This is a genomic window from Paracoccus spongiarum (genome assembly GCF_030732095.1).
GTDB lineage: Bacteria > Pseudomonadota > Alphaproteobacteria > Rhodobacterales > Rhodobacteraceae > Paracoccus > Paracoccus spongiarum.
Genome location: NZ_JAVAMQ010000077.1, coordinates 1 through 742 on the forward strand (window position 1 = coordinate 1; position 742 = coordinate 742).

The window sequence follows — 742 nt, forward strand, 5'->3', positions numbered from 1 at the left end:
GCGCCGGGCATCCAATCCGGTGTCATGCCGGCCCGGGCCAGTTCGGCGATGCGGATCGCCATGCGCAAGCCACCGAGTGAGGTTGGCAGTCCGGCGACACAAGCCGCGATGACTTCGGCGTCCTGGTGGGTGGAACTGTCTGGCTTGTACCTTCCGCCATCGATGCGGCAGCCCAGCGCGGCGCGTTGCATCAGCATGTATTCGAGGCCGAAGCCGAGACCTTCGCTGCGTTCGGGGTCGGGCGGCCCGGGCAGTTCCAGCCGGGCCTTCTCCATGCGAAAGGCCCATTCCAGCACCTGCTGGACGCCCAGCGCGCGTTTGGTTCGGGTGCCTGTGGTGCTGCGGTTCGGGAAGCGGGAATGGATGCTCATGCCACGCCCCGTTCTCGCAGCCGCTCGGTCGTGACCAGGCCGCGTTCCAGCATGGCATTGCGCACGGTGTTCGAGATGGCATTGGAGGGCAGATAGCCATCCCCGTTCACCAGCCCGGCATAGAAATCCGCGATCTCGTCCATGCTGGCACGTCGCGCGTCGGCAGGCTTGTTGCCGCGCTTGCTCCGCTTGTCGCCGTCAGCGGGCTTCCTCGCCTCGGCGCTCCGTGCCGCCCGTTCCATGGCCCTGTCCAGTGCTCTCGGGCCGTCCGGCGGATTGGGATGCGTGCTGCGGCTGTCGCGGGCCACCGCGACGATCCGGTCCTCGGTCAGGCCGAGATCGGTAATCCAGCGACGGACATGTTCGCGGGG

At 67.7% G+C, this 742-nt stretch carries 2 pseudogenes; both read right to left on the reverse strand.

Features of this window, described 5'->3' with window-relative positions:
- Window positions 1-371 (reverse strand): annotated as a pseudogene (locus tag Q5Y72_RS19755) (hypothetical protein); the annotation flags it as partial.
- Window positions 368-742, reverse strand: a pseudogene (locus Q5Y72_RS19760) (helix-turn-helix domain-containing protein); the annotation flags it as partial. The pseudogenes Q5Y72_RS19760 and Q5Y72_RS19755, both read right to left, overlap by 4 nt.